The organism is Acidovorax sp. ACV02, from assembly GCF_014851475.1.
Classification (GTDB): domain Bacteria; phylum Pseudomonadota; class Gammaproteobacteria; order Burkholderiales; family Burkholderiaceae_C; genus Acidovorax; species Acidovorax delafieldii.
Genome location: NZ_JACUZU010000006.1, coordinates 182,745 through 208,594 on the forward strand (window position 1 = coordinate 182,745; position 25,850 = coordinate 208,594).

The following is a 25,850-nucleotide window of genomic DNA, read 5'->3' on the forward strand; positions in this document are numbered from 1 at the left end:
GGAAGCTATCAATAAGTGAGCAAACTCGTCCGTGCGGGGAGCCTTGCGCAAAAGCGCAGAATTCAAAAGCAAGCTTCGGAGTGCGCCTCACGGCCTCCGTCCCTAGAGTGCATGGCATTGCAACCCACCTTGTGAGCCCTGCACCATGATGAATGTGACCGCCCTTCTTCCCCGCAGCACCCCCATGCCCACCCGCCACCGTCCCAACACCAAAGCCGCGCAGGCAGCCGCCACCCAGGCCGACCCGCGCTGGGCGGCAGTGGTGGCGCGCAGCACTGAGGCCGATGGAACGTTCTGGTACTCGGTGCAGACCACGGGCGTGTACTGCCGCCCCAGTTGCGCGTCGCGCACACCCCGGCCAGAGAACGTGCTGTTCCATGCCAGTTGCGACGATGCGGAGCGCGCCGGGTTCCGCCCCTGCCAGCGCTGCAAGCCGCGCCAGGCCACCGCGCTGTCGCACCACGCGGCGCTGGTGACGGAAGCCTGCCGCATCATCGAAAGCGCTGCGCCCGGTGAGGCACCCACCCTCGATGCACTGGCAGCACGTGTGGGCCTGAGTGCCTCGCACCTGCACCGCATCTTCAAGCAGGCCACGGGCCTCACCCCCAAGGCCTATGCGGTGGCCCAGCGCGCGCAGCGGCTGCGCAGCGCGCTCGACAGCCCGACCATGGACTCGGTGACGGACGCCATCTATGGCGCGGGCTACCAGTCCAGCAGCCGGTTTTACGAACAGTCTGCCCAGGTGCTGGGCATGCGGCCCAGCCAGTACCGCGCGCGGGGTGCGTCGCAGGACATCCGCTTTGCCATCGGCCAGTGCTCGCTGGGCGCGATTCTGGTGGCGCAGAGCGACCGGGGCATCTGCGCGATCTTGCTGGGCGACGACCCCGAGGCGCTGCTGCGCGAGCTGCAGGACCGGTTTGCGCAGGCCCGACTGATTGGCGGCGACACCGCGTTTGAAGCCCTGGTGGCACAGTTGGTGGCGTTTGTCGAGGCCCCGGGCCTGGGGCTGAACCTGCCGCTGGATGTGCGCGGCACCGCGTTCCAGCAGCGGGTGTGGCGGGTGCTGCAGGCCATCCCTGCCGGTCAGACGGCCAGCTATGCGGAGGTGGCCCAGCGCATCGGCAGCCCCAAGGCCGTGCGGGCCGTGGCCCAGGCCTGCGCAGCCAATGGGCTGGCAGTGGCCATTCCCTGCCACCGGGTGGTGAAGAGCGATGGAGCGCTGTCGGGCTACCGCTGGGGCGTGGAGCGCAAACGCGCCCTGCTGGCGCGCGAGTGCGATGCCGAAGCGGCCCCGCTGCCGGCGGAGCAGGTGGCATGAGCGTGGCGGCTTTTTCCAGCCCGGGCACGCTGACGGATAGCGTGTGGCACCAGCGCGCGGCCACCATCGACTGGCAAACCGCCAGCGAGGTCCTGCGCCAGCAAGGCAATGCCGTGCTGCCCCAGTTGCTCAATACTGCCGAGTGCGCCGCCCTGGCGCAGTTGTACGGCCACGCGCAAGAGGGCACCTTTCGCAGTCGGGTGGTGATGCAGCGCCATGGCTTTGGCCAGGGTGAATACCGGTATTTCAGCTACCCGCTGCCCGACCTGGTGGCGGGTCTGCGCGGCGCGCTGTATCCGCATCTGGCCCCCATCGCCAACCAATGGAACACCGCGATGGGCATTGACGTTCGCTACCTCGCGCAGCATGCCGACTTCATCGCCCGTTGCCACGCCGCAGGCCAGGTGCGCCCTACCCCGCTGCTGCTGCAGTACGGGCCGGGCGACTACAACTGCCTGCACCAGGACCTGTACGGCGAACATGTGTTTCCGCTGCAGGTTGCCATCCTGCTGTCGGAGCCGGGGCGAGACTTCACCGGCGGCGAGTTCGTGCTGACCGAGCAGCGCCCGCGCATGCAGTCGCGGGCCGAGGTGGTGCCGCTCTCGCGCGGCGACGCCGTGGTGTTTGCCGTGCACCACCGCCCCGTGCAGGGCACGCGCGGGCCCTACCGCGTGCAGATGCGCCATGGCGTGAGCCGCTTGCGCAGCGGGCGGCGGCACACGCTGGGCATCATTTTTCATGATGCTGAATGAGGTTGTCACCGCCAAAGCCGTTGCAGGCAGCCCCTCGCCAAAGATGACAGATGCCATGACCGCCAGCCTGTTCGACGACCCACCCCAGCCCGCCCGGCCACCCGAGGTGCTGGAGCCCGGCGCCCTGGTGCTGCGCGGCTTTGCGCTGGCGCAGGCGGCGGACTTGCTGGCTGCTGTGCAGCAGATCACCGCCCAGGCGCCCTTCAGGCACCTCGTCACCCCCGGCGGCCTGACCATGTCGGTGGCCATGACCAACTGCGGCGCGCTGGGCTGGGTGAGTGACCGCAGCGGTTACCGCTATGACCGCTCTGACCCGCAGACCGGCAAGCCCTGGCCCGCCATGCCGCCGCTGTTTCGCCAGCTGGCGCTCGATGCAGCGCAGGCCGCAGGCTTTGCCCACTTTGCACCCGACGCCTGCCTCATCAACCGCTATGCCCCCGGCACACGCCTGTCACTGCACCAGGACCGCGACGAAGGCAACTACGCCCACCCCATCGTGTCGGTGTCGCTGGGTGTTTCGGCGATGTTTCTGTGGGGTGGTGCGCAGCGGGCGGACAAGACCCGCCGTATTGCGCTGCTGCACGGCGATGTGGTGGTCTGGGGTGGGCCTGCGCGCTTGCGGTTTCATGGGGTGCTGCCCTTGCCCGAAGCACACCACCCGCTGACGGGTGCACACCGCATCAACCTCACCTTCAGAAAGGCCGGTTGAAGTCGCCCGAGCCACCCTGTTGAACTCAGCGCGCGGCGTAGCCGGTCCAGCCACCAATGGATGCCAGCAGCTTGTCGGCCTGGGCACGCCCCTTCAGGTCCTGGGCGATGGTGATCTGCCGCCCGCCCCGCAGCTCGGCCACGATGCGGAAATATACCTGGCGGTTGCCGTTGCTTTCGACCGTGTAGCTCTCCACCACCCGCAGCCGAGCAATGTCGTGCGGGGGCACCTGGTGCCAGCGCAGCATCAGGCCCAGCAGGCGCCGCTCGGTGCGCAGGCCGGTGTGGTCCAGCTGCACGCGCAGGCTGTTGGCGATGGCGTAGAAGCTGGCCAGCAGCACCACACCGCCCACACCACCAAACAGCAGGCGGAACAGCCACGGCGCCACATCGCCCGATGATTCCTGCTCCCAGGGCACCAGCGCCCCGACGGTCAAAAACACAGCCCCCACCAAGGCCAGCGCCAGCTTGAGGCCCCACCATCGGCCCGCCGGAAAGTACATGGCCACCCCGCCGGGCGTGCGCTCCACCCGCCCGGGCATGCCTGCCGCCAGCGACTGGGCGCTGCTGCCCGCACGGTCCTGCGCGGCCCGGGCTGGGCGCAGCACATGCACCAGCAGGCCCACGCCCACGCCGCCAAACACCACCACAAACACCATCTTCAGGGCCAGCAGGCCGGGCCGCAGGCTGCGGTCAATGACGGCGTCCGCAGGATCGGACGGACTGACCCAGGCCTGAACGGGCATGCCATCGCGCAGTGCCTGCTCCAGCCGCGCACCCAGCGCTTCCTGAAAATCGCCCACGTTGTCGCCACCACCGCTGATCGCCACGCGCTCGCCCTGGTACTCACGGCCCGCCACCTGATAGCGGTAGGTGGCCTTGACGGTGTAGGAGCTGGATTTGCTGCTGCGGCTGGTTTCCAGCCGCGCAGCCACCAACGTGGCCGGAACGGGTTGCCACCACTGCATGCGCGCCCAGTCGTACAGCGTGGGCAGCACACTGAGCAGCAGCATGCCCACACCCACGGCTGCAAATGGCAGGGCAAACAGGCCCAGCAGCCAGCCCCCAGCGCGCTTGCCGCCACGGGCAGCCGGGTCGCGTGCACCCTGCGCATGGGTTGAGGAAGAGCGTTTGGTCATGGACAAAGTTCAGGGCAAATAAGACAACAAACCGACGCGGTAATGGACCTGGTGAGTGCCGCCACATGCGGCCTGGACCGGTGCGACCAGCCTTGCACGGTCAGATTCTGCGGTGCGTCCCCGGGCTGCGCAATCTGCCATGCGGACAGCAGGCCATTTCAACGCGTTGGCAGCCGATTTATGGTGTTTTTGGCAACAAGCGCCAGTGGAACATGCCTGGATAGCTATCACATAGATAGCAGTTCACTGTCTGTGACTTGGGTTGCGGCGCCCGCCACCACCCGCGGAATCTTTGACAGAATGCGTCCATGGTCACCGCTCCCGCCCCTTCACACCCTTCGCACGCCGCCGCGGGCCGCCCGGCCCAGTTCTGGCTCATGAAGTCCGAGCCGGACGAGTGCTCCATCGACGACGCTCTGGCCGCGCCCAAAGCCACCGTCCCCTGGACCGGCGTGCGCAACTACCAGGCCCGCAACTTCATGCGCGATGCGATGCAGGTGGGCGACGGCGTGCTGTTCTACCACTCCAGCTGCCCCGAGCCCGGCATCGCCGGCCTCGCCCGCGTGGCCTGCGGCACCCGCCCCGACCCCACGCAGTTCGACCCCACATCGCCCTACCACGACCCCAAATCCCCGGCAGACAACCCCCGCTGGCTGCTGCTGGACGTGCAGGCGCTGCGCAAGACGCGGCTGATCAGCCTGGCCGAGCTGCGCGCCCACCCGGCGCTGGCGGAGATGCGGGTGTTGCAAAAAGGCAGCCGCCTGTCCATCACACCGGTAGAGGCGTCTGAGTGGGGCTACATCACCGAAGTGCTGATGCAGGGCGACTGATGGCCGTTGGTGCAGCTGGTGAGCGGCGGCCCAAGAACGGTCACAAGCTGCGCTCGGCCGACACATGCCCCTTGTCGGCGTACATGGCCTGGTCCGCCGCACGCAGCAGCTCGAACGTGGTGGTGCCATCACGGGGGTAAAGGGCGGTGCCGACGGCGGCCGACACGCTCACCACGCGGCCCTCACCCAGATCGATGGGCTGCTCGATGGCCGCCATCACCCGGCGCAGCGCCTGGTCCACCTCGGCCGGGTCCTTCACGGCGGTGAGCACCAGCACAAACTCGTCCCCACCGATGCGGGCCGCCGTGTCGTTGCCCCGCACCTGCTCCAGCAGGCGGCGGGCGGTGATCTTGAGCACCTCGTCGCCCATGTCGTGCCCGTAGCGGTCGTTGATGGGCTTGAAGCCGTTGAGATCGAGATAACACACCGCCGCCTGGGTCTGGGTGCGGTCGCACAGGGCAAAAGCCTGGCTCAACCGGTCGGCCAGCAGCAGCCGGTTGGGCAGGTGGGTGAGCCCATCGTGGAAGGCGATGTGCTCCACCTGCTCCTGGTACTGCTTCATGGCGGTGATGTCCTGCATGAGCCAGAGCGACTCGCCCTGCCCCTCCAGCAGCACACCGTTGACGTCGATCCACACCATCTCGCCCGTCACCCGGCGCATGCGGCGCTGCTGCCGGTAGTGCTGACCCGAGGCCAGCACCGCGTAGGCGTCGCGGCCAAAGGCCAGAAAGTCCTCCTGGTCCACGTACATCTCTTCCGTCGTGCGCCCCTGTAGCGTGCCGGGCGCATAACCAAAGATGCGCTCCAGCGCGGGGTTGCGCCAGACGATGACACGGTCCTTGACCTTGGCGATGCCGATCAGGTCGTTGTCCAGCATCGCCTGCTGCTCCAGGTTCAGCGTGTGCAGCTGCTGGCGCGCGGCGTGCAGCTCGCTCACGTCGTACATGATGGAGCGGCTCATCACATAGTCGCCCTGCGCATCGAGGATGGCGGTGGACGACACGCTCACCCGCCGCTGGACGCCGCCACGGCCACACAGGTTGAACTCCAGCGGTCCGATCTTGCCGGTCTGCAAGAACACCGGAAAACACGCGGTGAACAGTGCCTTGCCTTCGTCATCAAAAAAGTCCGCGGGGCCCAGCTTGCCGATGACCTTCTCGCGCGGCAGGCCCAGCCACTGCAGGGTGAGCAGGTTCAGGTGCACATATTTGCCCTGGCGGTCCAGCGCGTAGTACCCGCAGGGCGCGTGGTCATACAGGTCCTGGAATTGCTCTGAGGCCTTTGCCAGCTCGGCCTCCAGCTGGCGGCGCTCGGTCACGTCACGCCCTACCGACTGCCATTCCACCAACTGGCCGTCGTCGTCGAACAAGGCGCGGTTGCTGAACTGGCACCAGCGGATGGTTCCGTCGCCAGCCACCACCCGGTTTTCCACCACCGCCAGGGGCTGCACCGGGCTCACACCATGCAGTGCCTTCGTGACCAGAGGCAGGTCGTCGGGGTGCACCATCGGTGCCCACACCCGACCCACCACCTCGTTGCGGTGCAGGTCGAACATCCTGCAGAACGCCTCGTTCACAAAGGTCATGCGGTTGCTGGCGTCAAAGCGGCAAATGATCTCGGTCTGGTCCTCCAGGATGGAGAGGTACCGCTGCTCGCTCTGGTGCAGGGCCACGGTGCGTTCGGACACGCGCTGCTCCAGCTCGGCATTGGCGCTTTGCAGCGCCGCGCGCCCCTCCAGCAGGCCTTGCGCCATGTTCTGCAGCGCAGAGCGCAAGTGCTGAAACTCCACCGTCTTCATCTCGAAGTCGAGCGCATCCACCTGCCCGGTCACTTGCACCTGGCGCGCCGCGTCGGCCAGGCGCTCCACCGGCTGGCTGAACCGCCGCGCCACTCCGTAGGCCAGCCCGGCCAGCCGGGCCGCCATCAGCCCCAGCAGCAGTGCCAGCAGGGTGTGCATGCGGCTGATGGGCTGCAAGGCCATCTCCAGCGGCTGCCGTGTGACCAGCAACCAGCCCAGGTCAGTCGCCGTCTGGGCACGCACCGGCACCACGGCCGTCAGGTAGGGCTGCCGCGATGTGTCGCCCCAGGACATCACGCGGAACGCGCCCGGCTCGGGCAGGATGGGCAGGGCCGAGCGGGGCTGCTCCACCGCGCCCTCGGTGTTGATGACACCGTCCTTGTTGACAAGGATGACTTCCAGACCGCTTGACAGTGGCGCAGCAGGGCTTGACCGGCGGATGATGTCCTGCACCCAGGCCCAGTTCACATGCGCTGCAATCACGCCCTTGAACACGGAGTCCTGCCCGCGGACAGGCGACGCGTAGTCCATGAAGCGCAAGGGCACCTGGCTGCCCGGCGCACGCAGCAGCTTGTCCAGCAGCACTGCGTCATGCGCATCGCCCACATAGGGGCCCCGCCCCCCCGCGCCGAACCACGGCCGCTGCGATACGTTCTGGCCCTGCAGCAGATTTCCGGTAGCCACCTGCACCACGCCCTGCGTGTCAGTCACCCCGATCCACGAATAGAACGGGTAGGACTGGCGGATTTGTTCCAGGTGAGCCTGCAACTGGGGAGCGTAGCCGGCACCCTGCGTCAGCATGGGCAAATGGCTCAGCAGCGCAATTTCGCGCTCGCGCTCCTGCATCCCCTGCGCCAGTGCCAGCGCAATCGGGCGGCTCGAGTTCATGAGCGACTGCCCGCTGAGGTCCGTGAGCTGCCGGGTCAGGAGTTCGTCGGCCACCAACCCCACCACCAGCCCCGTAGCCACCGCCGTGCCACCGAACAGCAAGGTCAGACGCGCACGCGTCGTATGCAGCCAAGAGGACACAGAGGAAATCAAACGCATGGATTTGGATGGTGCGTAGGCCGAAAGGCCCCATTCTGGCAGCGAACCGGGGTGCCACCCCAGGGTATGCACACACCTGTGAAGGGAAAATCCGCCCGCCCAGGGCGCAACGCCTGCAGCCCCCCCGCGTCCGTCTATGCTGGCGCCATGCGCACAACCAAAACCCTGCTGATCGTCTACCACTCCCACACCGGCGGCACCCGGCAGATGGTGGACGCGGCCTGCGCGGGAGCGGTGGCAGCCGACAGTGGCGTAGAGGTGCGGCTGCTGGCCGCGCCCCAGGCCCAGGCCGCCGATGTGCTGGCGGCGGACGGCTATCTGTTTGCCACCCCAGAAAACCTTGCAGCTGTCAGCGGCCTGCTCAAGGATTTTTTTGACCGCACCTACTACGCGGCGCTCGACCAGATCAATGGCCGCCCCTACGCCACCTTGGTCTGCGCTGGCAGCGACGGAACCAATGCCGCACGCCAGATGGCGCGCATCGCCACCGGCTGGCGCCTCAGGCCGGTGGCGGACCCGCTGATCGTCTGCACCCACGCGCAAACGCCCGAAGCCATCCTGGCTCCCAAGCAGATTGAACCGGGCGACCTGGAGCGCTGCCGGGCGCTGGGTGAGGCCATGGCGGCAGGGCTGGGGATGGGGGTGTTTTAAGAACCTGTTCCAAGAGCCGGTTCAAAGAGCCGACCTTGATGGCGCCGGTGCGTGCGGACAGGCTTTCATGGCCAACCCCCAGCCCGCTACCGGCAAGCCAACGCTACACCGTGCCGCGATGAACAGCAGCTGCCGCCCGCGCTTGTGCGTGCAGCTTGGCCAGGAAGGCCCTGTCAAGCCATAGCCACAGCATGACTGGCGCCAATGCGGTGAATATGAACAGGTTGAAATGGTAGAAAAACGCCACTGCATCGGCGATCCACTCTGGGGCGCGGGTCTGTGCCAGAACCTCGGGGCCGGCTCTGTTAAAGACATCGTTGCACCATTGCAAACCGACGTTGATTGCCTGGATGGGCAGCATGGCTAAAGAACCGATGAGCAGCTTGGTCCCCCAGCCTTTTGGCATCGACGCTATCACCAATGCCCAAAAAATCACGATGCCGTAACCCCAGAGACGGTAATCCACCATCGGAGCAAGCTTGCCTGAACGGTACTGGCCGTTTTGCACGGAAACCACCTTGAGCGCGGTGTTCAGCACGCCCACCGACTCCTTGGTGTCATAACTTTGCGCCCACTGGAATGTCATGGTGGCGGTCTCGCCAGCCATGAAAAACACGGGCTTGGCGAGCTGCGGTGCAAAGTAGTACCACACCGGCATGAGGCATAGCAGGCTAACGACAGCCACCAGCAAGAATCGCCCGACCGAACTAAGCCGCATGGTTGACCACCGGTGCAGACGAAGGTTGTTGCTTGGCAATCCAGCGAATCCAGAGCATCCAGACCACGAGCACATCCAGCATGATGAGCGCCTGCCAGAGGTACAGGTGGGCGAATTCAAAAACCGTCATGTTCCACTTGCCCAGGTAGTACAGGCTGATGATGCGCAACAGGTTGACAACCTGCACGGCGGCAATGCCTATCCCAATGCCGACCAGCTTGTGTTTCCACTGGGACGGGAAGGCAATCATGCCTGCGATCAGGATGATCGCGGCTTCCACGCCGTTGCAGCCAGCCTCTATGGATACCGCAAATCCAGTGGCTTTGCTCATGAGGATCCGGCCATGGTGCACCACATCGGCATCGAGTGGACTCATCAGCGCTGCACTGGCGCTTGCGAGGAGGCCGGTCCAGGGTTGAATGGCGACCCGTTGCACGTCATCGAGCATGTCGATGCGAAAAAGAACGGCCAGGACCGCAATGAAAATGAGAAAGAATCTGACCATGAAAAGATAAAGGCAAGCCCGTAAAGCGCTCAGCGCTCATGCGGCGATGGCGGCAGGCGGATGCAGAAATTCAGGATCTGCAGATGCAAGCCAGAAGGCAGCGCGCAGAATATCAGAAGCTCCCGCCAAAGCCGCCACTATTTGCGCAAGACTCCCCCGACCCGGTGATGCCTTTACACGCGCAGCTTTCCGGCCAAGAAGTCCCGAACATCACGGCAGCGGGACTGGCAGGGGCTGAGCGGCATACACCAGCACCTTCAGCGCCCGCTCCGGCTCCACATCGGCAAACACGGGTGGATTGGCCACGCGCTCCACAAACCGCAGATCCGGCGCCAGCTCCTGCATCTGGTCCTGCAAGAAGGCCAAGCCCAGCTCTGGCGCATTGAGGCACAGCAGCGCGTGGCCGCCGGGGGCCAGCAGGTCGGGCAGGCGGCGCATCAGGCGGGCGTAGTCCTTGGTGGCGACAAAGCTGCCCTTCTGGTAGCTGGGCGGGTCCACGATGACCAGGCCATATGGGCCGCTGCGGTTGATCTTGCCCCAGCTGCTGAAGATGTCGTGCGGCAAGAAGGCGGCGCCCGTGGTGATGCCGTTGAGCTGGTGGTTCTGCTGCCCGATGCCGATGGCGCCATGGCTCATGTCCACGTTGACCACCTGTTTGGCGCCCGCCTGCAGCGCCACCACCGAAAACGCGCAGGTGTAGGCAAACAGGTTCAGCACCTTGAGGCCGTAGCGGTCTGCACTGCGCGCTGCGGCGTAGTTGCGCACGCATTGGCGGCCTGCGGCCATGTCCAGAAACAGGCCGTGGTTCTGGCCGCGCAGCACATGCACGCGGTAGCGCACGCCCGCTTCGGTGACCACATGGGGGTCAGGCACCGCACCTGCCATCAGGCGGGTTTCGCTGCGTCCCTCGATGCGCAGGGCCTCGCCCCGGTGCTGGAAGACCCAGTTCAGCGGCTGGCCTTCCGGCGCAATCTGGGACCAGCGTGCCTGCAGCGCCTCGCCGAGGGTCGCCAGTTCAGCGTCGCTGGCCGGCGCAAAGCTCGTCAGCACGAACACTGGCGGATACGCATCCAGCACCCACTGCTCGCAGCCCGGAAACAGCCCACCCCGGCCGTGGAAGACGCGCTGGGCGTCGGTGGGCAGGGGCATGGAGGCAATGGCGTCGAGCAGGGCTTGCATGGAGAAAAGGGCTGGCAAAAAACAATTTCAGAATCAAAACGGCACGATGCGCTAGTCCAGCATGCCTTGGCAGCTATTGATTCAATAGCAATACAGCATTATCGCCGCCAGCGCTGGCGCAAACACCCACCAGCGACAGCGAATGGCCGTGGGCCCGGCTACACCGGCCCGTCGGTGCCAGGCAGCCCCTGCCGCCCCAGCCACTGTTTGCGCGATGTGCGCAGCTTGAAGCGCTGGCGGTACGCCCCTGGCGTCACCCCGGCCACGCGGGTGAACACCTTGCGAAAACTGCCTGTGTCGTTGTAGCCGCATTGCTGCGCCACATCGTCCACCGTGAGGTAGGTGGTCTGCAGCAGCGCCTGGGCCTGGGCAATGCGCAGCCGGTGCAGGTAGTCCTGCGGTGTTTCGCCATGCACCTGGGCAAACCAGCGCAGCAAAGTGCGCGGGCTGGTGGCGGCGGCGCGGGCCGTGGCCTGCAGGCTGTAGGGCTCGTTGCGGTGGTCCTGCAGCCAGCGCCGCGCCTGTTCCAGCGCGCCGGCAGCCAGGGGGTGGCCCGTGGGGGTTTCCATGGCAGTGGTGGCGGTCCGCTGGCGCTGCGGGTCAAACAGCAGCGCGTGCGATGCGGCCTGCGCCAGCTCGGCCGCCGATGTCTGGGCCAGCAGGTCCAGCATGGCTGCCAGGGTGTCCTGCAGGGATGCGGTGGTCCACAGGGCACCATCGCGCTGCCAGGTTCGCTCCCGCTGCCAGGCCACCTCGGCCACATCGGCCGTCCTTGCCCCACTCTCGCTGGACTGCAGCACGATGGACGGCGCAAACACCCACGGCAGCGCCGCCTTGCGCCCCGCCAGCAAGCCACAGTGCGCCAGCAGGCTGGACCCGTTGAACAGCGCAGCCACCAGCCCGCCCCGCTGCAGGTGGCCCTGCAGCATGGCGCCAAAGTGCTCGCTGTAGCGCCGACTGATCTCACGCAACTGCGGCCCGGTAGGGACCAGCCAGCCGGGGATGACGACCACATCCAGCGGCTCAGAGCCCGGGTCCGCGCCGGGCACCGGCGGTGGGGTGGCGTCGCGCTCGTGCGGCATCTGCAGCCACAACCAGCGCACCACGGGCTGCGCGCCCCCGGGGCGCATCGCCGCCAGCATGTTCATGGCGCGCAGGGCGTCCACCGCAGCGGCGGCGGTGCTGGCAATGCTGCCGTGCCCCCAGAGGATGCCCACGTTCAGGCAGGACGGCAGTGCAGTTTTGGCAGTGGGCATGGTGGCGATCTTGCCACCCTTTGTGGCCAAACCGCCACCGCTTCTCGGTGTTACCGGGCAGTAGCATGACCGTGCGACGACAGCGCCCCGCAGCCATGGCCCTGCGCTGCGGGCCCACATAAACGGAGACACCCACCCATGCACGAACCCTCAACCCATCGCGGCCTGTCGATGGCCCTGACCACCCTGGGCGCGGCCTGCACCGCCCTCTTTCTGGCGGGCTGCGCCAGCCAGCCAGGCGCTGCACGCGCAGATCGCAGCGTGACCATTGAGCGCACCACCTACGGCATTCCACACATCACCGCGAACGACCCCGAATCGCTGGCCTACGGCGTGGCCTATGCCTACGCGCAAGACAACGTCTGCATGACAGCCGACCAGCTCGTGACCGCGCGCGGCCAGCGCAGCAGCACCTTCGGCGCCCAGACCATCGGGCTGCTGGGCCGCCGCTACATCCCCAATGCGCAGATCGACCTGTTCACGGCAGCCCACATGGACGACGCCATGCTGGAGCGCGCCTGGGCCAAGACCAGTGCCGAAACGCAGGCCCTGGCGCGTGGTTATGTGGCGGGCTACAACCGCTTCCTGGCCGACAACGCCGCCACCCTGCCCGATGCCTGCCGGGGCAAGCCCTGGGTGCAGCCCATGACCCTGGCCCAATACCGCCGCATGGCCGAGGTGGTGGCCGTGCAGGCCGGCATCGCCGCGCTGGCCGACGGCATGCTGGGCGCCCAGCCGCCCGCCGCCAAGGCGGCGCAGGCACCCGCCGCTGACGTAAACCTAGCCGATGCTGCCCAGGCGCTGCGCGACGTGGGCCTGCTCGACTCGCCCCTGGGCTCCAACGCCTGGGCCTTTGGCAAGGACGTGACGGCCAACGGCAGCGGCATGCTGCTGGGCAACCCGCACTTCCCGTGGAGCGGGCCCAACCGCTTCTATGAAATGCACCTGACCATGCCCGGCCAGATGGACGTGATGGGCGTGGGCATTGGCACCTACCCCATGGTCTCCATCGGCTTCAACAAGGACGTGGCCTGGTCGCACACGGTGTCCACCGGCAAGCGTTTCACCTTCTACGAAGTGACGCTGGCCGAGGGCGCCCCCACCACCTACCTGGTGGACGGCAAGCCCGAGAAGATGACCGCCCGCAAGGTCAGCGCCCAGATCCCGGGCCCGGACGGCAAGCTGCAGACGCAAGAGCACACCGTGTGGTCCACCCGCTGGGGCCCGCTGGTGGTGGTGCCCCGCGCGGGCCTGACCTGGAACGCCAAGACCGCCTACGCCCTGCGCGACGCCAACACTGGCAACACCCGCATGATGGACGCAGCCCTTGCCTTTGCCCGCGCCCGCTCGGTGCAAGACCTGCACAAGGCGCACGCCAACCTGGGCCTGCCCTGGGTGAACACGCTGGCCGCCGACCGCAGCGGCCAGGCCATGTATGCCGACGTGAGCGTGGTGCCCGATGTGGATGCCGCCCAGCTCGCCCGCTGCGCACCCAGCCAGCCCGCCGCCGCGCTGCGCGCCGCTGCCGGCCTGGTGGTGCTGAACGGATCACGCGCTGACTGCGACTGGCGCCGCGACAGCGCATCGCCCGTGCCGGGGCTCATCCCCATCGGCCGCATGCCCGTGGCCTTCCGCACGGGCTGGGTGCACAACAGCAACGACAGCTTTGTCTACACCCACCCCGGCCAGAAGTTTGAGGGCATCTCGCCCCTGGTGGGCGACGCCAGCCTGACCCGGCCACGCACCCGCGCCGGTCTGGCCGAGATTCCTGAAATGCTCGGCCGGGGCAAGGTCACGCTGCAGGCCATCCAGGGCCAGTTGTTCGAGAACCGCAACTTCATGGCCCAGGTGGTGGTGCCCGACCTGCTGGCCGCGTGTGACAAGGCCCCCACGGCCGAATCCCGTGACGGCTGCGCGGCGCTGAAAGGCTGGGACCGCCGCAACAACGTCGATGCACGCGGCGCCCATGTGTTCCGCGAGTTCTGGCGCACCGCGCGCAACATCCCCGGCGTGCACCGCGTGCCCTTCGATGCGCAACAGCCCGTGGCCACCCCTGCAGGCCTGAAGATGGAGGACGCCGCCACCGCCGCCAAGGTGTGGGAGGCGCTGGACGGAGCCGTCAAGGCCATCCGCACCAGCGGCTACACGCTCGACGCCACGCTGGGCAGCGTGCAGCGCCCCGCCATCACCGAAGAAGCGATTGCGCTGCACGGCGGCGAGGAGTTTGAAGGCGTGCTCAACAACCTGGGCCGCCAGGAGCCCGCGCCCATCAACAAGGCAGGCTTGCGCATCGACTACGGCACCAGCTATGTGCAGACCGTGACCTTCGACGCCAAGGGCCCAGTGGCCCAGTGGCCCAGGCCATCCTGACCTATGGCCAGTCCACCAACCCCGCATCGCCCCAGGCCAACGACCAGATGCGCGAGTTCTCGGCCAAGCGCTGGCACACCCTGCCCTTCCACCGCGACGATGTGATGAAGGCGCGCGTGGGCGAGCCGCTGCGGCTGGTGCGGCTGGTGCGGCCTTGAGCGCCTGCGAGCACTGCGCCTTTTTTACAGGGCGGTGCCTCGCAGGTCCAAGGCCACATGCTGCAGCAGCATGATGGTCTTGCCGTCCTGGATCGTTCCGTTGGCAATGCCGGCCAGGGCGTCGGCCAGCGGCATCTCGATCACCTCGATGTCCTCGCCCTCTCCCTCCAGGCCGCCGCCGCTGCGGATGCGGTCACCGGGTTCGTACTCGGCCACGAAAAAGTGCAGCTTTTCCGTCACCGAGCCAGGGCTCATGTAGGCCTCGAACACCTTGCGCGGCTGGCGCACGCGGTAGCCGGTTTCTTCCTCGGCCTCGCGGCGGATGCAGGTTTCGGGGTCGTCGCCGTCGAGCAGGCCCGCGCAGGTCTCGATCAGCAGGCCGTCAGCGCAACCGTTGAGAAAGGCGGGCAGCCGGAACTGGCGCGTCAGCACCACGGTGCTGCGACGCGGGTCAAACAACAGCAGTGCGGCGCCATTGCCCCGGTCGTAGGCCTCGCGGCTCATCGTCTGCCATTGGCCGTCGCGCCGGCGCAGCGAGCAGGTAACCCTGCGCAGCACGTACCAGTTGTCGGAGAGCACCTGCACATCCAGCAGTTTCACATGCTCGGTGCGGGCGTTCAGCTCAGCGATGGGGACTTCAGGCACAGGGCGGCTCATGCAATGCCCCCGCCGGCGGGCTTGGGTAGCGACGCACGGCAAGCGCCAGCGCGAAGGCAGTGTGGTCGGTTAATGAGTGCATGGTTTTGACAAGATTGATTTACGCAATATCATGCACAAACATGCAAGTTCGTGCAATCAATTCATGTAACCCTTCATGCTGACCACCCAACGCAAACAGCTTCTACTCGACCGCCTACGTCGGGACGGCCAGATCGTGGCCAAGGCCTTCAGCGAGGAGCTGGGCATCTCGGAAGACACCGTGCGGCGCGACCTGCGCGAACTGGCTGCGGAGGGCCGCTTGCAGCGCGTGCACGGCGGCGCCCTGCCCGCCTCGGCCGCAGTGGGCAGCTTGCAGGTGCGTGAGCAACTGGCCCCCGAAGACAAACGCGCCCTGGGCCGCGCCGGGGCCGCGCTGGTGTTGCCCGGCCAGGTGGTGATCCTGGATGGGGGTACCACCTCACTGCAGGTGGTGCAGCACCTGCCGCTGGACTTGCGCGCCACTGTGGTCACGCACAGCCCCACCGTAGCGGTGGCGCTGGCTGGGCACACGCAGGTGGAGGTGCTGATGCTGGGAGGCAGGTTGTTCCGCCACTCCATGGTGAACGTGGGTGCCAGCGTGGTCGAGGCCGCTGCCCAGTTGCGGGCCGACCTGTACCTGATGGGCGTGACCAGCGTGCATGCCGAGGCCGGTCTGACCACGGGAGATTTTGAAGAAGCCGCCGTCAAACGCGCCCTGCACCAGCGGGCGGCAGAAACGGTGGTGCTGGCCTCGATCGACAAGCTGGGCACGGCATCGCCGTTCAGCGTGGCCCCCTTGCACGAACTGGCCGCGCTGGTGGTGCCTGCCGCCACACAGCAGGCACTGCGCAAAAAGCTGCAGGCCGGTGGCGCCAAGATGCAGATCGCAGCAGCCTGATCAGGCAACTAGGCAGTGGCGGCGCCAGCGCCCTGGCGCAGGTGCGCGACCAGCGCCGCAGCAAAGCCCGTCAGCACCGCCCCCTTGCGCACGCAGATCTGCAGGTCGCGCTGCGCCCAGGGCTCGTCCAGCTCGACCAGCACCGGCGGCTCGCTCAGGCCCGCCACCTGCAGGGCCGCTCCCCGGGGCACCAGGCCAATGCCCACGCCCGCCCCCACCATGCGGCACACGGCTTCAAAGCTGCGCACCTGAATGCGCACGTCCAGATGCCGCCCCAGCGCGGCAGCGGCGTTGGTCGTGAAGGTGTGGATGGCCGAGCCCGCGTGCAGCATCACAAAGGCCTTGTCCAGCACCTCGACAAAACCCACGCGGCCACGCCCTGCCAACGCATGGCCTGCGGGCACGATGAGCACCAGGCGGTCCTGCCGGTAGGGTGACAACTCCACACCCGCGCCCGTGCCACTGTCGGCCAGCACACCCACCTCGATCTCGCCGCTGGCCACCGCGACCACGATCTCTGCGCTGGTGCGCTCCTCCAGGCTCACGCTGACCTGCGGGTGCTGCCTCAGGAAACCCGCCAGGTCGTCGGGCAGAAAAGTGTGCGTGGCATGGGTATTGGCCCACAGGCTCACATGGCCCCGGATGCCACTGGCAAAGGGCGAGAGGTTGGCATGCATCTGCTCGACGCTGGCCAGCACCTGGCGCGCATTGCGCAGCAGGGCCTCGCCCGCCCGGGTCAGCGCCACGCCCCGGGTCTGGCGCTCAAACAGGGAGGTGTTCAGCGCCTCCTCCAGCCGGCGCAGCCGGTGGCTGGCCGACGACGGCGCAAGGTAGGCGCGTGCAGCGCCGCGCGTGAGGTTGCGCTCTTCGGCAATGGCGACAAAAAGGCGCAGATCGATCAGGTCATAGGTCAATGGAGGCCCCTCTCACGTTCGTTTTTGACGAACGCATGGTTGCGGCAATGCCAATTGTGCCTGCCATGCCTACAAGGCACTATCGCCGCATCCTTTCATATTGCCACTGCCCCATGTGCACTGCGTTCGTTGTCTTCGCATGGTCTGGCAGTTTCTACCCCACCCCACCCACCATCCCCCCATGCCCTGGAAACACTGGTCCGCCGAACGCCTTGGCCTCCTCCTTGCCATCCTGGCAGCGCTGGGCTTCTCGTTCAAAGCCATCTTCGTGAAACTGGCCTACGCGGTGCCCCAGGCTACGCCCGTGGACTCCGTCACCCTGCTGTGCCTGCGCATGGCGTTTTCCGTGCCGGTGTTTGCCTGGGTCGGCTGGCGCGCCAGCCGCGACCTGGCCCCGCTCACCCGGCGCGACTGGCTGCTCGTGATTGCGCTGGGCCTGCTGGGCTACTACGGCGCGAGCATCCTCGACTTCATCGGCCTGCAGTACATCACCGCCAGCCTGGAGCGGCTGATCCTGTTCACCTACCCCACACTCACCATCCTGATCGGCGTGCTCTTTATGGGCAAACGTGCCTCCCGCCGGGAGCTGGGGGCGCTGCTACTGTCCTACGCGGGCATTGGCCTGGCCTTCGCGCACGACCTGCACATTGCGGGCGACACGCGCGCCGTGCTCATCGGTGCGGGCTTTGTGTTGGGCTCGGCGGTGTCCTATGCGTTCTACCAGGCAGGCAGCGAGCCCGCCATACGCAGGCTGGGCGCTGCACGCTTCACCGCCCTGGCCATGCTGGTCTCCACGGGCGCCACACTGCTGCATTTCATGGTGTCGCAACCCGTGGCCTCCTTGGTGCAACCCGCCCTCGTCTACCTGCACGCCTTGGGCATGGCCATCTTCTCCACGGTGCTGCCCGTGTTCATGACGTCAGCCGCCATCCGACGCATCGGCGCATCCAAAACCGCGCTCGTGGGCACGCTGGGCCCGGTGCTCACGATCTTTTTTGGGGTGTGGCTGCTGGGCGAGCCGTTGACTTTGTGGCAGATAGGCGGCGCGGCGCTGGTACTCGCGGGTGTGATGCTGATCGGGCGCCGCAGCGCGCCTGCGCACTTGCCGAAGGCTGCCAAGCCGGCGGCATAGGCTCATCCCGAGCAGGACTGGCTCTGCGTTACGGGCTTAGGGCAGGTTTTCCCGAAAGATGACTTGGCTGCGTGTGGCCTCCACCCCACTCGTCGGCTCCCGCCCGTCCCGCAGGTTGGCAAAAATCCGCACGCAGTTCATCACCGCGCCCTGCGGGTTCTGGGTGATCACCGCATCCATCGTTCCGTCGATCAGCAGCGCCCGCGTATCCGGCGTGAGCCCGTGGCCGATGAACACGATCTTGCGGTCTGCCCCAGCCTCCTTCAACGCACGGCCGATGCCTTCGGCCCCGCCGCCGATGTTGTAGATGCCTGCTAAATCGTCGTGCTGCTCCAGCAGCGCGCGGGCCTGGCGGTAGTTGCGTTCGGCGTCGTCCTGGCCTTCGCGCACGCCCACGACCTGCACCAGGGGGAACTGTTCTTCGAACAGGTGCAAAAAACCCGCCTCGCGCTCTTCGTGGGCGCGGTAGCGCAGTGATCCAACAATCATCGCCACATGCGCCTTGCGGCTGTGCGCCAGCGGGCCCATGAAGCGGGCAATCAGGTACGCGGCGGTGCGGCCCGCGGCCCGGTTGTCCAGGCCCACGTATGCCACGCGGCGCGAGTTGGATAAATCCGAGATCAGCGTGACGGTGGGCACGCCCTGCTCTGCCAGCTGGGCCACGGCCTCGCGCACCACGGGGTGCTCCAGCGCCATGAAGGCGATGCCGTCGCAGCGCTTGCCGTAGTGCAGCAGCGCTTTGGCCAAGGCGTCGGGGTTGAAGCTTTCGATATACGCCGCCTGGCAGCGCACGTTGAACGGCGCCCAGTGGTCTTGCGCATAGCCGATCACGTCGCCCAGCATTTGCAGAAAGCGGTTGCTGCCCTCGGGGATCAGCACCATCAGGCGCAGGGGCTGGGGTTGCAGCGCTGCGTGCAGCTCGGCCTGCGGCAGGTAGCCCAGGGTGGCAGCGGCCTGCAGCACCCGCTGCGCGGTGGCGTTGCGCACGCCCGACCGCTGGTTCAGCACCCGGTCGACCGTGGCGGTGGAGACGCCGGACAGCTGGGCGATGTCGTGGATGCGCGGGCTACGGGGACTGCTGGGGTTGGGCGGGGTTTGGGCCATGTGCGATTCAATCAAAAACCATCATCCAGCTTGCTGGTATTTGATGGATTCTGCGGATAGTATCACTGGGCGTTCGGTGCTGAAAGGCATCAGAAACCATCAGTAAAAACCCTAGGTTGTGACGGCTGGCACCCTTGCCAGACCGATCACGCAGGAGACAAAGACATGCCTGGTATTTCCGCTCACGCTCGCCTGCGCCCACAGGGCAAGCCGCCAGCTTTTGGCCGCCGCGCCAGCACTCGCTGATTGACGCGCACGGCTGCCCTACCCATGACGTACGAGTTCGACTTTGCCAGCGTGCTGGCCAACTGGCCCCAGTTTCTGGAAGGGGCGTGGATGACCATCCTGCTGTCATTCCCGGCCACCGTGATCGGTTTTGTGGGCGGCACGCTGCTGGCCATTGGCCGGCGCAGCGACCAGCTCTGGCTGGTGCGGGCCTGCGGCGCGTATGTGGAAGTGCTGCGCAACACGCCGCTGCTGGTGCAGGTGTTTCTGGTGTTCTTTGGCCTGGCCAGCCTGGGCTTCAAGGTGTCGGCGTTTGCTGCGGCGCTGCTGACCCTGGTGATCAACGTGGCGGCCTACACCTGCGAAATCATGCGGGCGGGCATGGATTCGATCCACAAGGGCCAGATCGAGGCGGCCGAATGCCTGGGCCTGACGCGTCGGCAGGTGTACTGGCATGTGGTGCTGCGCCCGGCGATGGAGAAGGTGTACCCCGCGCTCACCAGCCAGTTCGTGCTGCTGATGCTGGCGTCGTCCATCACCTCTCAGATTTCGGTCGAAGAACTCACGGCCGTGGCGGCGCGGGTGCAGTCTGAGACCTTCCGCCCGTTCGAGGCTTACATCCTGGTGGCGGTGGCGTATCTGGCGCTGTCGCTGTTGATGCGGCTGGGGTTGTGGGTGTTTGGGCAGATCGTGTTCACGCGCCAACGCAAATTGGGGAACGCCAAATGATTGACGGTGGATTGAATTCGTATCACCTGCAGTACCTGCTGTTTGGCGCACTGTGGACCATCGGCCTGTCGCTGATTGCGTTTGTGGGCGGTGGCCTGGCCGGGGGCGTGATTGCGCTGTGCCGCGTCAGCCCGATCAAGGCGGTGCGCTGGGCGACGGTTGCGTGGATTCAGATCATCCAGGGCACGCCGCTGCTGGTGGTGCTGTTCCTGTGCTACTTCGGCCTGTCCATTGCGGGCTTGGAGCTGCCCGCCATCGTGGCCGCCAGCATTGCGATGATTGTTTACGTCAGCGCCTACCTGGGCGAGATCTGGCGCGGCTGCATTGAGTCGGTGCCGCGCACGCAGTGGGAGGCGGCCGAGTGCCTGGCCCTGTCGCGCACCCAGCGCATGCGGCTGGTGGTGCTGCCGCAGGCAGTGCGCATTGCCACGCCGCCCACGGTGGGCTTCATGGTGCAGATCGTGAAGAACACTTCGCTGGCGTCCATCGTGGGGTTCATCGAACTGGTGCGCGCCGGCCAGCTCATCAACAACTCGATCTTTCAGCCCTTCACCGTGTACCTGCTGATCGCCATCGTCTACTTTGCGATGTGCTACCCGCTGTCCGTTTGGAGCCGCAAGCTGGAGCAGCGCCAGCAGTTTGGAAACAACCGTGGCACAGCCACCCCCTCTGTGACCACCGCATGAAACGAGAAGACACCATGAACCTCGCCCGAGACGCTGCCGCGCAACACTCCCAGCCAGCGGCCTCGCCTGCGCAGCCCGTCGTTGAACTAAAGGACGTACACAAAAGCTTTGGCAGCAACCAGGTGCTCAAGGGCGTGTCGTTTGCCATTCCACGGGGCCAGGTGGTGGCCATCATCGGCAAGAGCGGCTCCGGCAAGAGCACGGCGCTGCGCTGCATCGACCGGCTGGAGATCATCGACAGCGGCACCATCAACGTCTGCGGCCACGCGGTGCACGACCCGGCCATCGACCTGCGCCAGCTGCGCCAGGACGTGGGCATCGTTTTCCAGAGCTACAACCTGTTTCCGCACCTGACGGTGGAGCAGAACATCACCCTGGCCCCCAAGGCCGTGAAGAACCTGCCAGCAGCCAAGGCGCGCGAGATTGCCGCCCGCACGCTGCAGCAGGTGGGCCTGGCGGACAAGGCGCAGGCGTACCCCGAGCAGCTGTCCGGCGGGCAGCAGCAGCGCGTGGCCATTGCCCGGTCGCTGGCGATGGAGCCGCAGGTGATGCTGTTCGACGAGGTGACCTCGGCCCTGGACCCGCAGCTCACCGGCGAGGTGCTTCGCGTGATCGAAGCCCTGGCCCAGGGCGGCATGACCATGGTGCTGGTCACGCACGAGATGGAGTTCGCCGCCCGGGTGGCCGACACCATCATCTATATGCACGAGGGCAAGGTGTGGGAGACGGGCCCGGGCGACATGCTCAAGAACCCACAGACCGCCGAACTGCGCGACTTTCTTTCTCACGGGCTTTGAGTTTCAGCTTCAGCCCTGCCCCTTTCGATTCCGTACTCAAAAACCACCAGGAGACAACCACCATGACCGTATCCCTCATCTTCCGCCGCACCTTGCTGGCCGTGGGCGCCGCCGCCCTGTGCATGCCCGCCATGGCCGAGCTGGCCGACATCAAGTCCGCCGGCAAGCTGCGCGTGGGCATTGACTTTGGCGCACCGTTCTATGGGTTTGTGGACGACAAGATGAAGCCCGTGGGCTCGGACGTGGAGGCGGCTGAGCTGCTGGCCAAGGACCTGGGCCTGACGCTGGAGATCGTGAACACGACGAACTCCGCACGCATCCCCAACCTGCTGTCCAACAAGGTGGACCTGATCATCTCATCGCTGTCGATCACGCCCGAGCGCCAGAAGGCGGTGGACTTCTCCATTCCGTACGGCGCCATCCAGGCGGCAGTGGGCGCGCCCAAGAGTTTGAAGCTCACCAGCATTGAAGACCTGGCGGGCAAAACCGTGGCTGTGACCCGTGGTGGCCCGCAAGACAAGATCGTCACCGAGCGCGCACCGCAGGCCAAGGTGGTGCGGTTTGATGACGAATCAGCCTCCATCACCGCGGCCGCCACCGGCCAGGCCGACATCGTCGCCATCACGCCGCCGATCATTGCTGCCATCGCCAAGAAGAACCCGGCGCGCGACTTCGAGACCAAGTTCATCCTGCAGTCGTACCAGCTGGGCGTGGCCATGCGCAAAGGCCAGCCCGAGCTGATGGCCGCCGTCAACGGCTGGATCAAGACCAACCTGGCCAACGGCAAGCTCAACGACATCCATGTGAAGTACGCAGGCGTGCCTATCCCCAAAGAAATCATCGACGGCGCCAAGTAAGCCAAAAAGCAAGCCAAGCCTGCAACCTGGGCGGCGCCTGATGGGCCCCGCCCGGCTGCGCCCTGCCCTGACGCATCACCACCAAAGGAAATTTTTATGAGCCGTCATTTCGGCGCCATCCGCCAACTTGGCTATGTGGTCCACGACATCGAAGCCGCCATGGACTACTGGAGCAAGACCCTGGGCGTGGGCCCCTGGTTCTACAACCCCAAGGTTCCGATCAAGAACTACGTTTACAAGGGCGAGTCGTACGAGCCGCACAACTCGGTGGCCCTGGCCAACTCGGGCTATGTGCAGGTCGAACTGATCCAGACACGCAACGACGTGCCGTCGATGTACCGCGACTTTCTGCAGGCCGGGCGCACCGGGCTGCAGCATGTGGCGTACTGGACGAGCGACTACGACGCCGACCTGGCGCGCCTGACGGCCCAGGGCTTCAAGACGGTGATGAGCGGCGAGGTGGGCGAAAAGGGCCGCTTTGTCTACTTCGACACCGAGTACCACCCCGGCACGGTGATCGAGCTGTCGGAAGTGGCGGGCCCCAAGGGGCGCATGTTCGACCTGATCCGCGCGGAGTCCGAAACCTGGGACGGCACGACAGACCCGGTGCGGCCCTTCCCAGACCTCTCCAAGATCTGATTTCAAGCCAAATAGCCTTCAGGCGCCTATTCAATATGCATCTGCAGCTATCAATAACATAGCAAAAGCCACCCATGTCGCCAGACCGCTTCGAAGCCACCTACCTGATCGAGACCCCCATGGACCCGGCCCACGTGGCCGAAGTGCTGGCGGGCGAACAATCGTGTGGCACCTTCACCCGGGTGGAGGGCGAGACCGACGCGCTGCGCGAACGCGCCCGCGCCACGGTCGAATCGGTGGAGCTGCTGGACGTGGCGCCTATCCCTTCGCTGCCCAACGGCTGGATGCAACGGCGCGGCATGTTCGACACGCCGCAAACCTGGCAGCGTGCCCGGCTGCGCGTGAGCTTTCCGTGCGACAACATCGGCCCCAACCTGCCCACGCTGGCCGCCACGGTGTCGGGCAATCTGTATGACCTGGGCGAGGTCACCGGCCTGCGCCTGGAGTCGATGAAGCTGCCCGGCGCCTACCGCGCCCAGTTCGACATGCCCCGCCACGGCATCGCCGGCACCCGTGCGCTGACCGGAGTGCAGGGCCGCCCGCTGATCGGCACCATCATCAAACCCAACGTGGGCTTGTCGGCCGAAGAGACGGGCGACCTGGCGGGCCGCCTGTGCGCTGCGGGGGTGGACTTCATCAAGGACGACGAGGTTTGCGCCAACCCGGTTCACGCACCGCTGGCCGACCGCGTCAAAGCCGTGATGCGCCGTGTGCGCGCCCACCAGGACAAAACCGGCAAGCTGGTGATGGTGGCCTTCAACATCACCGACGAGACCGACGCCATGCGCCGCCACGCCGACCTGATCGCCGCCGAGGGTGGCAGCTGTGTGATGGTCAGCCTGAACTGGTGCGGCTATTCCGCCGTGCAAACCCTGCGCCGCCACAGCCCGCTGGCGCTGCACGGCCACCGCAACGGCTACGGCGCACTGTCGCGCCACCCGCTGCTGGGCTTTTCGTTCAACGCCTGGCAGACGCTGTGGCGCCTGGCCGGCGTGGACCACATGCACGTACACGGCCTGCAGGGCAAGTTCTCGCAGACCGACGAGGAGGTGATCGAGTCGGCCCACGACACGCTGGCGCCGTTGTGTGAAGGCCTGGACGACCGCGTGCTGCCAGCCTTCTCGAACGGCCAGTGGGCCGGCACCGTGCCCGCCACCTGGGACAGCATCCAGTCCAACGACCTGCTGTTCATGTCCGGCGGCGGCATACTGGCGCACCCGGACGGCCCCGCTGCGGGCGTGGCCAGCCTGCAGCAGGCCTGGGACGCGGTGCAAAAGGGCGAGACCCTGGCCCAGCGCGCCACCCAGGCCTCCGAGCTGCGCCGTGCGATCGAATTCTTCGGCAAGAAATAAACGATGACGACGAGTGCCCCCCTGTACGGCTGGTACGGCGACGATTTCACCGGCGCCACCGACACCCTGGCCGTGCTGGCCCAGGCCGGCCTGCGCTCGATGCTGTTCATGGGCGTGCCCAACGCGGAAACGTTGGCGGCCGCCGGGCCGCTGGACGCCATCGGCATTGCCGGCGCAGCGCGCGCCATGACCCCCAACGCCATGCGCGCCGAGCTGACCGGTGTGGGCCAATTTTTCAGGCAGGTTGCGCCCACCGTGCTGCACTACAAGGTGTGTTCCACCTTCGACAGCGCACCGCATGTTGGCAACATTGCCTGTGCCATCCAGACGCTTCACCCCAGCGTGGATAACCGCTGGGTGCCCATCATCGGAGGCCAGCCCAGCCTGGGCCGATACTGCGCGTTCAGCAATCTGTTTGCGGCGGCCGGGACGGGTGGAGCCGTCTACCGCATTGACCGGCACCCGACGATGCACCGCCACCCGGTGACCCCCATGGCTGAGGCTGACTTGCGGGCGCACCTGGCGCAACAAGGGTTGCAGGGCATCACCGCACTGCACTACCCGTTGTACGAATCGGATACCGGCGAAAACGCGGCAACCTTGCGCACCGCCCTGGGCACGCTTCTGGACAATGGCCCGGCCGATCTGCCCGATTTGCCGTTCGTGCCCACGTTGCTGGACCTGACCAGTGCAGACCAGTTGGCCAGCGTGGGGCGCCTGCTTTGGCAACAGGCACAACATGCCCGCATGCTCGCCGTGGGACCCAGCTCTGTGGCACAAGCGCTGATCGCGAGCTGGGGAACCCAAGCCAGCCGACCCGCCCCCACCTTGGCGCTGTCACCCGGCCCCGTGTTCGCCTGGGCCGGCAGCCTGTCACCCATCACAGCGGCCCAGGTCCAGGCTGCAACGTCTTACCAACGCATCCCTGTGGACGCGCAGCGCCTGGACGCCGACGCAGCGTACGCCCAGGCCACCCAGCGCGCGATATGCGCCGGGCTGCAACAAGGCCGCCACGTCCTGGCCTACACCGGGCCTGCGGATGGCGCCCATGCCCCTGCCGGTGGCGCATTGGCAGCCGTCGCACCCGCCAGCGCTGCCCTGGTCGCTGGTGTGGTGCAGGCGCAGGCCGACAACGGCACGCCCCTGGGGCGCATTGGCATTGCGGGGGGCGACACCTCCAGCCACGCCGTGCAGGCGCTTCAGCTGTGGGGTCTGTCGTACCAAACCACGGTCTGCCCAGGGGTCACGCTGAGCCGCGCGCACAGTGCAAACCCGTCGCGCGACGGGCTGGAGCTGATGCTCAAGGGCGGACAGATGGGTGGGACGGATCTGTTCGAAAGGCTGCTCGGCGCAGGCTGACGGAGACATCCAGGCGAGAAAAAGCCCGCACATGGCGGGCTCCTCATAGAA

Annotated in this window: 25 protein-coding genes; 16 read left to right on the top strand and 9 right to left on the bottom strand. The window is 66.6% G+C overall.

Translation table 11 applies throughout. From position 1 onward, the window contains the following. Positions 1 to 184: 184 nt before the first annotated feature. From ada to alkB, 3 genes are read left to right on the top strand one after another with little or no spacing between them, the layout of a single operon-like run. Positions 185 to 1,318, top strand: coding sequence for a bifunctional DNA-binding transcriptional regulator/O6-methylguanine-DNA methyltransferase Ada (gene ada, locus IB236_RS15670; RefSeq protein ID WP_192421510.1), 1,134 nt, complete (start codon positions 185 to 187; stop codon positions 1,316 to 1,318). Next, on the top strand, positions 1,315 to 2,070 hold the full coding sequence (locus IB236_RS15675) for a 2OG-Fe(II) oxygenase (protein ID WP_192421406.1): 756 nt from the start codon (positions 1,315 to 1,317) through the stop codon (positions 2,068 to 2,070). Before ada ends, IB236_RS15675 begins: the two co-directional genes overlap by 4 nt. Before the next feature lie 55 nt (positions 2,071 to 2,125). Beyond that, positions 2,126 to 2,779: a DNA oxidative demethylase AlkB gene (gene alkB / locus IB236_RS15680; protein ID WP_192421407.1), complete on the top strand. Its 654-nt coding sequence runs from the start codon at positions 2,126 to 2,128 to the stop codon at positions 2,777 to 2,779. A gap of 25 nt (positions 2,780 to 2,804) precedes the next feature. Here the strand turns inward: alkB and IB236_RS15685 are convergent, their stop codons facing one another. Further along, positions 2,805 to 3,917: a DUF3592 domain-containing protein gene (locus tag IB236_RS15685; RefSeq protein WP_099730324.1), complete on the bottom strand. Its 1,113-nt coding sequence runs from the start codon at positions 3,915 to 3,917 to the stop codon at positions 2,805 to 2,807. 308 nt (positions 3,918 to 4,225) lie between these two features. Here IB236_RS15685 and IB236_RS15690 point away from each other — a divergent pair, with 308 nt between their 5' ends. After that, on the top strand, positions 4,226 to 4,747 hold the full coding sequence (locus IB236_RS15690; RefSeq protein ID WP_192421408.1) for an EVE domain-containing protein: 522 nt from the start codon (positions 4,226 to 4,228) through the stop codon (positions 4,745 to 4,747). 40 nt (positions 4,748 to 4,787) lie between these two features. On the opposite strand, the gene IB236_RS15695 is transcribed toward IB236_RS15690, so the two are convergent. Further along, the gene (locus IB236_RS15695; RefSeq protein ID WP_192421409.1) at positions 4,788 to 7,592 is read right to left on the bottom strand and encodes a diguanylate cyclase domain-containing protein; all 2,805 of its coding nucleotides are present in this window, start codon (positions 7,590 to 7,592) and stop codon (positions 4,788 to 4,790) included. Between the two features lie 147 nt (positions 7,593 to 7,739). Here IB236_RS15695 and IB236_RS15700 point away from each other — a divergent pair, with 147 nt between their 5' ends. After that, positions 7,740 to 8,243, top strand: coding sequence for a flavodoxin family protein (locus tag IB236_RS15700; protein WP_116749916.1), 504 nt, complete (start codon positions 7,740 to 7,742; stop codon positions 8,241 to 8,243). Positions 8,244 to 8,346: 103 nt separating this feature from the next. Here the strand turns inward: IB236_RS15700 and IB236_RS15705 are convergent, their stop codons facing one another. From IB236_RS15705 to IB236_RS15720, 4 genes are all read right to left on the bottom strand, one after another. After that, entirely contained in the window at positions 8,347 to 9,036 is a 690-nt protein-coding gene (locus tag IB236_RS15705) for an exosortase H-associated membrane protein (protein ID WP_370539922.1), read from the bottom strand. Then, on the bottom strand, positions 8,951 to 9,466 hold the full coding sequence (gene xrtH / locus IB236_RS15710; RefSeq protein WP_056744725.1) for an exosortase H: 516 nt from the start codon (positions 9,464 to 9,466) through the stop codon (positions 8,951 to 8,953). Before xrtH ends, IB236_RS15705 begins: the two co-directional genes overlap by 86 nt. A 210-nt stretch (positions 9,467 to 9,676) precedes the next feature. Beyond that, positions 9,677 to 10,645 carry a class I SAM-dependent methyltransferase gene (locus IB236_RS15715; RefSeq protein WP_192421411.1) on the bottom strand — a complete coding sequence of 323 codons (969 nt, stop codon included), beginning with the start codon at positions 10,643 to 10,645 and terminating at the stop codon, positions 9,677 to 9,679. Between the two features lie 158 nt (positions 10,646 to 10,803). Further along, entirely contained in the window at positions 10,804 to 11,901 is a 1,098-nt protein-coding gene (locus IB236_RS15720) for a GlxA family transcriptional regulator (protein ID WP_225581184.1), read from the bottom strand. A 138-nt stretch (positions 11,902 to 12,039) separates the two neighbouring features. Here IB236_RS15720 and IB236_RS15725 point away from each other — a divergent pair, with 138 nt between their 5' ends. After that, a complete protein-coding gene (locus IB236_RS15725) occupies positions 12,040 to 14,271 on the top strand; it encodes a penicillin acylase family protein (RefSeq protein WP_192421413.1) in 2,232 nt (743 codons plus the stop codon). Then, positions 14,253 to 14,429: a penicillin acylase family protein gene (locus IB236_RS24480; RefSeq protein ID WP_192421414.1), complete on the top strand. Its 177-nt coding sequence runs from the start codon at positions 14,253 to 14,255 to the stop codon at positions 14,427 to 14,429. The genes IB236_RS15725 and IB236_RS24480 overlap by 19 nt, the downstream gene beginning before the upstream one ends. A gap of 24 nt (positions 14,430 to 14,453) precedes the next feature. Here the strand turns inward: IB236_RS24480 and IB236_RS15735 are convergent, their stop codons facing one another. Then, positions 14,454 to 15,086, bottom strand: coding sequence for an NUDIX domain-containing protein (locus tag IB236_RS15735; protein WP_192421415.1), 633 nt, complete (start codon positions 15,084 to 15,086; stop codon positions 14,454 to 14,456). A gap of 157 nt (positions 15,087 to 15,243) precedes the next feature. On the opposite strand from IB236_RS15735, the gene IB236_RS15740 reads away from it, so the two are divergent. Continuing rightward, positions 15,244 to 16,005: a DeoR/GlpR family DNA-binding transcription regulator gene (locus IB236_RS15740; RefSeq protein ID WP_192421416.1), complete on the top strand. Its 762-nt coding sequence runs from the start codon at positions 15,244 to 15,246 to the stop codon at positions 16,003 to 16,005. Between the two features lie 8 nt (positions 16,006 to 16,013). Here IB236_RS15740 and IB236_RS15745 read toward each other — a convergent pair whose 3' ends face one another. Beyond that, positions 16,014 to 16,919, bottom strand: coding sequence for a LysR family transcriptional regulator (locus tag IB236_RS15745; protein WP_192421417.1), 906 nt, complete (start codon positions 16,917 to 16,919; stop codon positions 16,014 to 16,016). Positions 16,920 to 17,100: 181 nt separating this feature from the next. Between IB236_RS15745 and IB236_RS15750 the strand changes: the two genes are divergently transcribed. Next, positions 17,101 to 18,051 (top strand): DMT family transporter, encoded by a 951-nt coding sequence (locus tag IB236_RS15750; protein ID WP_192421418.1) that lies wholly within the window; start codon positions 17,101 to 17,103, stop codon positions 18,049 to 18,051. Positions 18,052 to 18,087: 36 nt separating this feature from the next. On the opposite strand, the gene IB236_RS15755 is transcribed toward IB236_RS15750, so the two are convergent. Continuing rightward, positions 18,088 to 19,155, bottom strand: coding sequence for a LacI family DNA-binding transcriptional regulator (locus tag IB236_RS15755; protein WP_192421419.1), 1,068 nt, complete (start codon positions 19,153 to 19,155; stop codon positions 18,088 to 18,090). A gap of 270 nt (positions 19,156 to 19,425) precedes the next feature. On the opposite strand from IB236_RS15755, the gene IB236_RS15760 reads away from it, so the two are divergent. From IB236_RS15760 to IB236_RS15790, 7 genes are all read left to right on the top strand, one after another. Beyond that, positions 19,426 to 20,109 (top strand): amino acid ABC transporter permease, encoded by a 684-nt coding sequence (locus tag IB236_RS15760; protein ID WP_192421420.1) that lies wholly within the window; start codon positions 19,426 to 19,428, stop codon positions 20,107 to 20,109. After that, positions 20,106 to 20,795, top strand: coding sequence for an amino acid ABC transporter permease (locus IB236_RS15765; RefSeq protein WP_116749925.1), 690 nt, complete (start codon positions 20,106 to 20,108; stop codon positions 20,793 to 20,795). Before IB236_RS15760 ends, IB236_RS15765 begins: the two co-directional genes overlap by 4 nt. A 14-nt stretch (positions 20,796 to 20,809) precedes the next feature. Next, complete coding sequence (locus IB236_RS15770) at positions 20,810 to 21,592, top strand: amino acid ABC transporter ATP-binding protein (RefSeq protein ID WP_192421421.1); 783 nt, start codon at positions 20,810 to 20,812, stop codon at positions 21,590 to 21,592. A 62-nt stretch (positions 21,593 to 21,654) separates the two neighbouring features. Next, complete coding sequence (locus tag IB236_RS15775; RefSeq protein WP_192421422.1) at positions 21,655 to 22,449, top strand: transporter substrate-binding domain-containing protein; 795 nt, start codon at positions 21,655 to 21,657, stop codon at positions 22,447 to 22,449. Positions 22,450 to 22,545: 96 nt separating this feature from the next. Next, complete coding sequence (locus IB236_RS15780; RefSeq protein WP_057271685.1) at positions 22,546 to 23,088, top strand: VOC family protein; 543 nt, start codon at positions 22,546 to 22,548, stop codon at positions 23,086 to 23,088. Between the two features lie 74 nt (positions 23,089 to 23,162). After that, on the top strand, positions 23,163 to 24,440 hold the full coding sequence (locus IB236_RS15785; protein ID WP_192421423.1) for a ribulose-bisphosphate carboxylase large subunit family protein: 1,278 nt from the start codon (positions 23,163 to 23,165) through the stop codon (positions 24,438 to 24,440). Positions 24,441 to 24,443: 3 nt separating this feature from the next. Beyond that, the gene (locus IB236_RS15790; protein ID WP_192421424.1) at positions 24,444 to 25,799 is read left to right on the top strand and encodes a four-carbon acid sugar kinase family protein; all 1,356 of its coding nucleotides are present in this window, start codon (positions 24,444 to 24,446) and stop codon (positions 25,797 to 25,799) included. The last annotated feature ends 51 nt before the right edge of the window (positions 25,800 to 25,850 follow it).

Bases quoted from the DNA above. Each gene is read 5' to 3' on its own strand.
- IB236_RS15785 (WP_192421423.1), top strand. From the start codon at position 23,163: ATGTCGCCAGACCGCTTCGAAGCCACCTACCTGATCGAGACCCCCATG.
- IB236_RS15695 (WP_192421409.1), bottom strand. From the start codon at position 7,592: ATGCGTTTGATTTCCTCTGTGTCCTCTTGGCTGCATACGACGCGTGCG.
- IB236_RS15780 (WP_057271685.1), top strand. From the start codon at position 22,546: ATGAGCCGTCATTTCGGCGCCATCCGCCAACTTGGCTATGTGGTCCAC.
- IB236_RS15770 (WP_192421421.1), top strand. From the start codon at position 20,810: ATGAACCTCGCCCGAGACGCTGCCGCGCAACACTCCCAGCCAGCGGCC.
- IB236_RS15760 (WP_192421420.1), top strand. From the start codon at position 19,426: ATGACGTACGAGTTCGACTTTGCCAGCGTGCTGGCCAACTGGCCCCAG.
- IB236_RS15700 (WP_116749916.1), top strand. From the start codon at position 7,740: ATGCGCACAACCAAAACCCTGCTGATCGTCTACCACTCCCACACCGGC.
- xrtH (WP_056744725.1), bottom strand. From the start codon at position 9,466: ATGGTCAGATTCTTTCTCATTTTCATTGCGGTCCTGGCCGTTCTTTTT.
- IB236_RS15725 (WP_192421413.1), top strand. From the start codon at position 12,040: ATGCACGAACCCTCAACCCATCGCGGCCTGTCGATGGCCCTGACCACC.
- IB236_RS15765 (WP_116749925.1), top strand. From the start codon at position 20,106: ATGATTGACGGTGGATTGAATTCGTATCACCTGCAGTACCTGCTGTTT.
- IB236_RS15775 (WP_192421422.1), top strand. From the start codon at position 21,655: ATGACCGTATCCCTCATCTTCCGCCGCACCTTGCTGGCCGTGGGCGCC.
- IB236_RS15685 (WP_099730324.1), bottom strand. From the start codon at position 3,917: ATGACCAAACGCTCTTCCTCAACCCATGCGCAGGGTGCACGCGACCCG.
- IB236_RS15790 (WP_192421424.1), top strand. From the start codon at position 24,444: ATGACGACGAGTGCCCCCCTGTACGGCTGGTACGGCGACGATTTCACC.
- IB236_RS15755 (WP_192421419.1), bottom strand. From the start codon at position 19,155: ATGGCCCAAACCCCGCCCAACCCCAGCAGTCCCCGTAGCCCGCGCATC.
- alkB (WP_192421407.1), top strand. From the start codon at position 2,126: ATGACCGCCAGCCTGTTCGACGACCCACCCCAGCCCGCCCGGCCACCC.
- IB236_RS15720 (WP_225581184.1), bottom strand. From the start codon at position 11,901: ATGCCCACTGCCAAAACTGCACTGCCGTCCTGCCTGAACGTGGGCATC.
- IB236_RS15715 (WP_192421411.1), bottom strand. From the start codon at position 10,645: ATGCAAGCCCTGCTCGACGCCATTGCCTCCATGCCCCTGCCCACCGAC.
- IB236_RS15675 (WP_192421406.1), top strand. From the start codon at position 1,315: ATGAGCGTGGCGGCTTTTTCCAGCCCGGGCACGCTGACGGATAGCGTG.
- IB236_RS15750 (WP_192421418.1), top strand. From the start codon at position 17,101: ATGCCCTGGAAACACTGGTCCGCCGAACGCCTTGGCCTCCTCCTTGCC.
- IB236_RS15690 (WP_192421408.1), top strand. From the start codon at position 4,226: ATGGTCACCGCTCCCGCCCCTTCACACCCTTCGCACGCCGCCGCGGGC.
- ada (WP_192421510.1), top strand. From the start codon at position 185: ATGCCCACCCGCCACCGTCCCAACACCAAAGCCGCGCAGGCAGCCGCC.
- IB236_RS15740 (WP_192421416.1), top strand. From the start codon at position 15,244: ATGCTGACCACCCAACGCAAACAGCTTCTACTCGACCGCCTACGTCGG.
- IB236_RS15735 (WP_192421415.1), bottom strand. From the start codon at position 15,086: ATGAGCCGCCCTGTGCCTGAAGTCCCCATCGCTGAGCTGAACGCCCGC.
- IB236_RS15705 (WP_370539922.1), bottom strand. From the start codon at position 9,036: ATGTGCTCGTGGTCTGGATGCTCTGGATTCGCTGGATTGCCAAGCAAC.